This is a genomic window from bacterium (genome assembly GCA_040753555.1).
In the GTDB taxonomy this organism is placed as follows: Bacteria; UBA9089; UBA9088; order UBA9088; family UBA9088; genus JBFLYE01.
In genome coordinates this window covers 1-6,675 of sequence record JBFMDZ010000120.1, presented here as the reverse complement: position 1 = coordinate 6,675, position 6,675 = coordinate 1, and the positions used below count along the sequence as shown (strand labels likewise).

Annotated in this window: 8 protein-coding genes; all 8 read right to left on the bottom strand. The window is 39.3% G+C overall.

Annotated elements, in window-relative coordinates; all coding sequences use genetic code 11:
- Positions 1–38: 38 nt before the first annotated feature.
- The 8 genes from AB1630_09270 to AB1630_09235 all read right to left on the bottom strand — a co-directional run bounded on the left by AB1630_09270 (position 39) and on the right by AB1630_09235 (position 6,407).
- Positions 39–194: a hypothetical protein gene (locus AB1630_09270; protein MEW6103980.1), complete on the bottom strand. Its 156-nt coding sequence runs from the start codon at positions 192–194 to the stop codon at positions 39–41.
- Positions 195–417: 223 nt separating this feature from the next.
- Entirely contained in the window at positions 418–624 is a 207-nt protein-coding gene (locus AB1630_09265; protein ID MEW6103979.1) for a type II toxin-antitoxin system HicB family antitoxin, read from the bottom strand.
- A 295-nt stretch (positions 625–919) separates the two neighbouring features.
- Positions 920–1,120, bottom strand: a complete 201-nt coding sequence (locus tag AB1630_09260; GenBank protein ID MEW6103978.1) for a hypothetical protein — start codon at positions 1,118–1,120, stop codon at positions 920–922.
- Positions 1,121–1,221: 101 nt separating this feature from the next.
- On the bottom strand, positions 1,222–1,461 hold the full coding sequence (locus tag AB1630_09255; GenBank protein MEW6103977.1) for a type II toxin-antitoxin system RelE/ParE family toxin: 240 nt from the start codon (positions 1,459–1,461) through the stop codon (positions 1,222–1,224).
- A gap of 60 nt (positions 1,462–1,521) precedes the next feature.
- Complete coding sequence (locus tag AB1630_09250; protein MEW6103976.1) at positions 1,522–1,710, bottom strand: hypothetical protein; 189 nt, start codon at positions 1,708–1,710, stop codon at positions 1,522–1,524.
- Between the two features lie 112 nt (positions 1,711–1,822).
- Positions 1,823–1,999, bottom strand: a complete 177-nt coding sequence (locus AB1630_09245) for a hypothetical protein (GenBank protein ID MEW6103975.1) — start codon at positions 1,997–1,999, stop codon at positions 1,823–1,825.
- On the bottom strand, positions 1,996–2,226 hold the full coding sequence (locus AB1630_09240) for an antitoxin family protein (GenBank protein MEW6103974.1): 231 nt from the start codon (positions 2,224–2,226) through the stop codon (positions 1,996–1,998). Before AB1630_09240 ends, AB1630_09245 begins: the two co-directional genes overlap by 4 nt.
- A gap of 23 nt (positions 2,227–2,249) precedes the next feature.
- Entirely contained in the window at positions 2,250–6,407 is a 4,158-nt protein-coding gene (locus tag AB1630_09235; protein MEW6103973.1) for an acyl-CoA dehydratase activase, read from the bottom strand.
- Positions 6,408–6,675: the final 268 nt, after the last annotated feature.

The following is a 6,675-nucleotide window of genomic DNA, read 5'->3' as shown; positions in this document are numbered from 1 at the left end:
CTTTTTACATTTTATTGTCACTCACTTTTTTGTAATTTTTACCTCCCCATACCCCTCAATCCCTTATAAATACAAGAAATTCTACTTTCGCTACCACCAATTTCGCCAAGTTTCTGTTGAAGTTGGGCAAAAAGGATTATAAAGATTAAGGCTAATGATATAGCTGTAATAAAATAAGAAACTATCTTTTTCATCTTAACCCCCTTTTCTTTTTTATAAATTTTACCATAGAGAAAAAATTCCTGTCAATAATTTTTCCCTTATTAACCCCGGGCAAAACAGGGACATTCTGAAAAGGAATAATAAATATATGGCCTGGCAAATTCTAAAACCTGTGAGGTTGATGGTTCTCCCATTCCCCTTTTGGTTATATTCCTATCAGCTAGCATAATTAGGTTTTACCCCTCTAACTGATCGTTACTGCACCATCATAGGAATATCCACTCCCACTACCTCTCCTCCTTGTGGCACTTCCAGTTCTATCTGTAGCATATCCTCTGCTCCAATCTTAAGGGATTCTAACAAATCTTCTTTTGTCCTTTCCTGAGCATTTACCCCAGGAAAATCAGCTAGCCAACCTATCCACCAATCATCTGTTTTTTTTATCACAGCTCTAAATTTCATATCTTATCTCTTAAAGGGAATATTTAGGTCTTTACAGATTTTCTTAGCTAATTCATCGACAATCTCTGAATGGCGTGGAATTTCTGTTCGGAATCGATTCCTTTCAAAAATGGTATGACGACGACCCTCTCTAACCATTTTGGCTCCATACTCTAAAAGATGTTGAATCAACTCCCTCCTTTTCATTAAGAAATTAAATCTTATTATTGCAATTACAACAAGTAGATTTTTCAACAATAGCCATAACTTTTTAATATCATTCTTCACTTTTTAAAACCATTAAGTTTTGCTACCTTTATTTTATTGCAAAGAATTTTATGTTGTCAATCAAAATGAATGCTTTTAAAACCTTTCTCCCTATACCCCTTTGCTTGGTAAAGAAAGACTTCGTAGCCACACAAAGCCCCTTCTTTACAAAATCAATTGCCTTACTCATCCTCATAATTGCCTCTTGCTCAAAGGAATGGTGAAGATAGAGACGGGCAAATTCAAGCACTTGTGATGTTTTCGGCTCGCCGATTCCCCATTAGGTGGTGAATGATGCGCATGGTTAATTCCGTTTTTTCTCTTTTAACCTGCTGTTAGGCAAGTTCACGGTCAATCACCTCTTTTTTCTTCCCTCCCCCATAATGCCTTTAGGTCTCTTTTCCCGTGAATAAGACCTAAAATAACAACCCTTGATTCTTCAATACGGTAAATAAGGCGATATTCTTTTATAAAGATTTCACGAATATTAGGATTACCAATTTCAGGAACAACGCGTCCCCTTTCAGAAAATTCATTCAGGGAACAACCCATGTCAAGGATTTTTTGGACAAATGATGCGGCATAAAAGATAGAATCCCTTGCAATATATTCGGCAAGGGCTTCAAGGTCAAAGGTGGCTAAATGACCAGATTACTTTGCGAGCCATTTTGACATCGTCTTCTCAACATCTTCTTGGGTATAGAATCGCCCTTGTTCCACATCCTTCAATCCACGCTCAATCTTTTGAAGAACATAAAGATGATATTGGATGTCTTCCAAAGAACAATCATCCGGCAGACGATTGAGAAGTTCACCGACCTCTTGTTTGGCTATCTGCATATCTTCCTCCTAGTTTTTACTTTTTATCTTAAATTATACCAAATTGCACTACAAATTTCACCTAACGGTTAGGCTAAATGAAATTGCAAAGCAATTTAAGTATAGCGATCATTTAGCCATTGTTACTTGCCATTGCGGGCATTTCCCTTCCTCTCACTTCACAATTCAAGAATAACCTCTTTATCTGCAATGTCTCTGTAACTTTATCTGCAACCTTTATCCTTTCAACAATCCTTTTGTGTCCCCGAAGGTAATGGACCACCCAATCTGTATCCAATAAATATCTCATATTGTAATCTCTTTTTGGGATAGCATCCGTGCGATGTAGATTTCATCTAAAAACCCTTCATCAATTAAGCCTCTCCATGAGCCTGCTGATTGTTCAAACCTTTGTTTTGCTCCTCGGCTAGCCTCCTCCTCTATTGTAACAACAAGCTCTTTCCCTTCCTCAAACCATACAGGTTCTAAAGGCTTGATTATACCCTCTGAATATCTGGCTTTAAGGATTGTAGACATTTTAGATTAAAATAGCATATAAATTATTTATTTGTCAAGAATTGGGTTTTTGCATACCCCTTTGCTTGATGAATAAAGGCTTCAAGGCGCATATCGGTGTTGGCAGAGGAAAGCCCATCATAGGCAATGGTTAGAATGGGTAAGCCCTTATTGTCCTCTGAGACAGATTTTAGGATTGCTGTGGCAATTGTTCCCGGCATACAGGTAAATGGGATTGTATTGATTATGCCACAAAGCCCTTTTTTCACAAAATCAATTGCCTTGCCGATGCTCATTATTGCCTCTCCCTCAAAGGAATGGTGAAGATAGGGATGGGCAAATTCAAGCACTTGTGATGTTGATGGCTCGCCTATTCCCCTTAAGAGATGATGGAAGGGATAAGAAAGCCTTGCCTCTGTCTTTACTTGATAGAGGTTTTTTATCGATGTTTTTACAAAACAAGCATAATCATTGGTTAATAATGAATGCATATTCCTCCTGAAATTTCGGTAAAGAAACCATTCGTTAACTGGAGCAGACCATACCTCTCCTCCCAATGCCTCAACCTTTTTAATAACATTTTCATTGGAAAATTTGTTTGCCCTGACAAAGAATTCTCCTACCAGACCAATCACTGGCTTATCTTTAGGATAGACAGGAATCCTTGAAAATGCCAAAGCCGCCTCCTTCATTACCGGCAAAAGGTCTTTCTTTTGCTTGATTGCGTTGCAAACCTTTCCAACATACTCTTTATAAACCCTTTCTGTCTCTCCATTTTTCTGACTCTTGACTCCTGACTCCCGACTCCCGACTCTTTCATAAGGACGCGTCTCATAAAGGGCTTTTTCAAGGATATCAATTGCCACAATTCCCGCCCAGGCAAGTGGCTCAAAATCCTTACCAACCAAGCTTAAGTCCTTAAAAAAGTTCTTTGCCTGGTTCGGGGCATAAATGGGTGTATCCTTATATCCTAAAGAATCCAAGACAAACCTCTGAAGCATTGAATATTGTCCAAATCTGCAAGGACCAGATGAGCCACCCATAAAGAATGCACTTTCTTTTGGATTAAAATCAGCTCGCTTGGTGAATTTTACCATATCCCCGGTGGTTACAATTGCCGGATAGCATTCCCGGCCAAGCGTATATTTCCTTCCCCAATATAAGGTCTCTTTATCTGATTCTGGCATAACCTCTGCATTTACACCATTTGCCTCAAATGCTGCCTCTAGGGCATAGGCATGGTCTGACATATAGGGGATGATGATTTTTCTTTTTGTTTTTTTCTCAATGGTTAATGTTTTTATCCTTTTTTCTTCTTCTATCTTCTTTTTTCTTGCATTTTCAATAGAATCAAGGAATGCCTCGCATCTTGTAATTGCGCCGACATCTGCCGAATGCTCATCAACCTCAATAATTAAATGTGGCTTTTCCTCCATCTTTTCCTTAAAGAATGAGACAATAAAGGAATCGGGTCCACATCCATAATTGGTAAGATAAATAGGAAATAGCCGCTCATCTTTTCTTACTAGCTCGCAGGCAGACAATATCTGCTGACCACTTCTCCAATACATATTTGGCCAATCAACCGAAATATCAACAGAATCTAAGGGAAGAAAATCCATAGGAATTGCCAATACCCCCAAATCCCTTAATTTTCTGGGAAGCTCAAGGTTTAGCCCACAATCATTCCCATTGTATGACCTGGCAATTAGAACAATTGCCCGATTGTCTAAAGATGATAATATCTCCTTTCCCCTTTCTTTTATCCTTTTCCTAAATTCTTCCTGGACACTATGGGCAATATCCAATGCCTTCTTTACCCTTTCTGGTGAAATCCCTAATGCCTTTCCCATCTCAACCAATGGCTTTAGAAGACCCTTTTTCTCATAGCGCATCCTTATTACCGGCTGAAGAACTTGCACTCTATGCTCCTTGAAATTCATCGTTGAAGCAACCGTATAGGGAATGGATTGGACATAGGGGCAATGGTAGGATTCTGAGAAATATTTGGATGTCTGGGCTAGGTTTATAATTGAGGGAAGAAATAGATAATCAACCCCGGCTTCAAGGAGGCTTAAGATATGACCGTGGGTAAGCTTTATGGGAAAGCAGGTGTCTACAGAAACACCCTCAACCCCCTTATGAATAATTGATTTATTTGTCTTTTCTGAAAAAATAACCTCAAATCCCAATTCGCTAAAGAATGCCTTAAAGAATGGAAAGAATTCATAGAAAAACAAAGCCCTCGGAATCCCTATTTTTTTTCCATCTACGCTTTTGCTATAAATATTTAGAAGCAAATCTTCCCTCTCCTCAAACAAATCAGGTAGTTCTGACCCTTGACCCTTGACCCTTGACCCTTGAGCTTTTTTTTCATACTTCTCACACCTTGCCCCATAAAACAGAGGCTCTTCGTCTTCCAACTTGACCTTTTTTATCTCGCAAGAATTTGGGCATCCCTTGCATTCAAAGGAGGAAAGCTCATATTTTCTATTTTTCAGAAAAAAGCCTTTAAATCTTGTTTTTTCTATATTGCTCTCTTTAGCAATTATGGCAACACCAATTGCACCGGTTACATCGTGATTTTCGGGGATAAAAATCCTCTTTCCGCAGACATTTTCAAAGGCTGCGGTAACCGCAAGGTTAGCTGCTGTTCCACCTTGAAAGAATATTTTATTCCCTACCTTTTTTTCGCCGACAACCCGATTTAGGTAATTATGCACAATAGAATAGGCAAGCCCAGCTACAATGTCCTTTTTCTCTGCCTGTTTTTGCTGGTGTGAGACAATGTCTGTCTCCATAAATACCGTGCATCGCTCCCCTAAGGCAAGGGGTTGCTCTGATTGAAATGCCAGATTGGCAAATTCCTCCTTTATATTTATCCCAAGCCTCTCTGCCTGCTCCTCCAAGAATGAACCGGTTCCTGCTGCACAGACCTTATTCATCTCAAAGTCAACAATACAACCATTTTCCAAGGAAATATACTTTGAATCCTGACCACCTATCTCAAAGATTGTATCTACGCTTTGGTCTATATCGTATGCTGCCCTTGCCTGAGCGGTTATCTCATTCTTTACAATATCGCCTCCGACAAAATCGGCAATCATATACCTTCCTGAGCCGGTTGTCCCACATCCTTTAACCTCAACATATTCGCCAATTTCTTTTCCAATCTCATCCAGGCCCTGACATACCGCTTCAATTGGTCTACTTGCTGTAGGTAGATACCTTCTTGCTAAAACCCTTTTGTTTTCGTCAATTGCCACAACATTGGTTGAGACAGAGCCAATGTCAATGCCAATATAAGTCGGGAGGAGGAGATCGGGAGTCGGGAGTCGTGGATAGGTTTTTATTTTGTCTTTGTATTCGGAAATGGGGGCAATGAGGCTTAAGGGTTCAAGCCCAATCTTTTCCTCTTTAATCTTAAAATCCTTTAATCTTTTAAGCTCTATCTTATTCTTTGCCAAAAGGGCTGCACCAATTGCACCCATTGTGGCAAAATGCTCTGGAATAATAATCTCAATCCCTAATATCTCAGAGAATGCCCTGAGCATTCCCTTATTTGCGGCAACACCGCCTTGGAATGAAACAGGCGGATTTATGTTTTTTCCCTTTCCAATCACAGATTTAAAATTCCTGGCAAAGGCAAAGCATAAGCCAGCAATAATATCCTCAATAGGAGTGGCTTCTTGCTGGAGGTGAATCATATCGGTCTTGGCAAATACCGAGCACCTTCCCGCAATCCTGGGTGGCTTCTCTGAGCTTAATGCCTTTTCGGAAAATTCCTCAATGGTAAGCTTCATTCGGGAAGCCTGCTGGTCTAAAAATGAGCCACAACCTGCGGCACATATGGTGTTGGTTGAAAAATCTAGGATTGAGCCATCTTCAGAAAGGTTAATCAGCTTTGAGTCACTTCCTCCGATTTCTATTATCGTCCTTATCTCCTTGTTTAATTTAGAGGTTGCAGATGCCTGGGCAATTACTTCATTCAGAGGAGAAATTCCAAAAAATTCACAGATTCCCTTTGCCCCTGTTCCTGTAAAGCCAACCAATATATCATCGGGAAAATCCTCTATCTTTTCAAGCAATAAAGGAAGGGGATTTCCCTTGTGCCTGATATAACTAGCCTCAAGGATGTTATTGTTATCATCCAAAAGGGCTATTTTTAAACTTATTGAACCAATATCAATGCCGAGTTTCATGCTATTATGATATGTAATTTAACCCTTATTTGGCAAGGGGTTTATGTGAGGATATTTCACTTAATGTTTCCTTTGCAAAAGAAGCCCAAAGGGTTTGGGCATTAATCTTTTATGCCATGTTATACGCAGTTCTGCCCATCTATAATTTCCTATATTTCGCTACCTTTGTCCAGAATTACCTCTAAACAGGATATATTATATCAAAAACACATCACAAAAACATAGCCTCTTTTTTCCTTTGTAGATTTTTTTGTTAAATACCATCAAA

Bases quoted from the DNA above. Each gene is read 5' to 3' on its own strand.
- AB1630_09270 (MEW6103980.1), bottom strand. From the start codon at position 194: ATGAAAAAGATAGTTTCTTATTTTATTACAGCTATATCATTAGCCTTA.
- AB1630_09265 (MEW6103979.1), bottom strand. From the start codon at position 624: ATGAAATTTAGAGCTGTGATAAAAAAAACAGATGATTGGTGGATAGGT.
- AB1630_09250 (MEW6103976.1), bottom strand. From the start codon at position 1,710: ATGCAGATAGCCAAACAAGAGGTCGGTGAACTTCTCAATCGTCTGCCG.
- AB1630_09245 (MEW6103975.1), bottom strand. From the start codon at position 1,999: ATGAGATATTTATTGGATACAGATTGGGTGGTCCATTACCTTCGGGGA.
- AB1630_09240 (MEW6103974.1), bottom strand. From the start codon at position 2,226: ATGTCTACAATCCTTAAAGCCAGATATTCAGAGGGTATAATCAAGCCT.
- AB1630_09235 (MEW6103973.1), bottom strand. From the start codon at position 6,407: ATGAAACTCGGCATTGATATTGGTTCAATAAGTTTAAAAATAGCCCTT.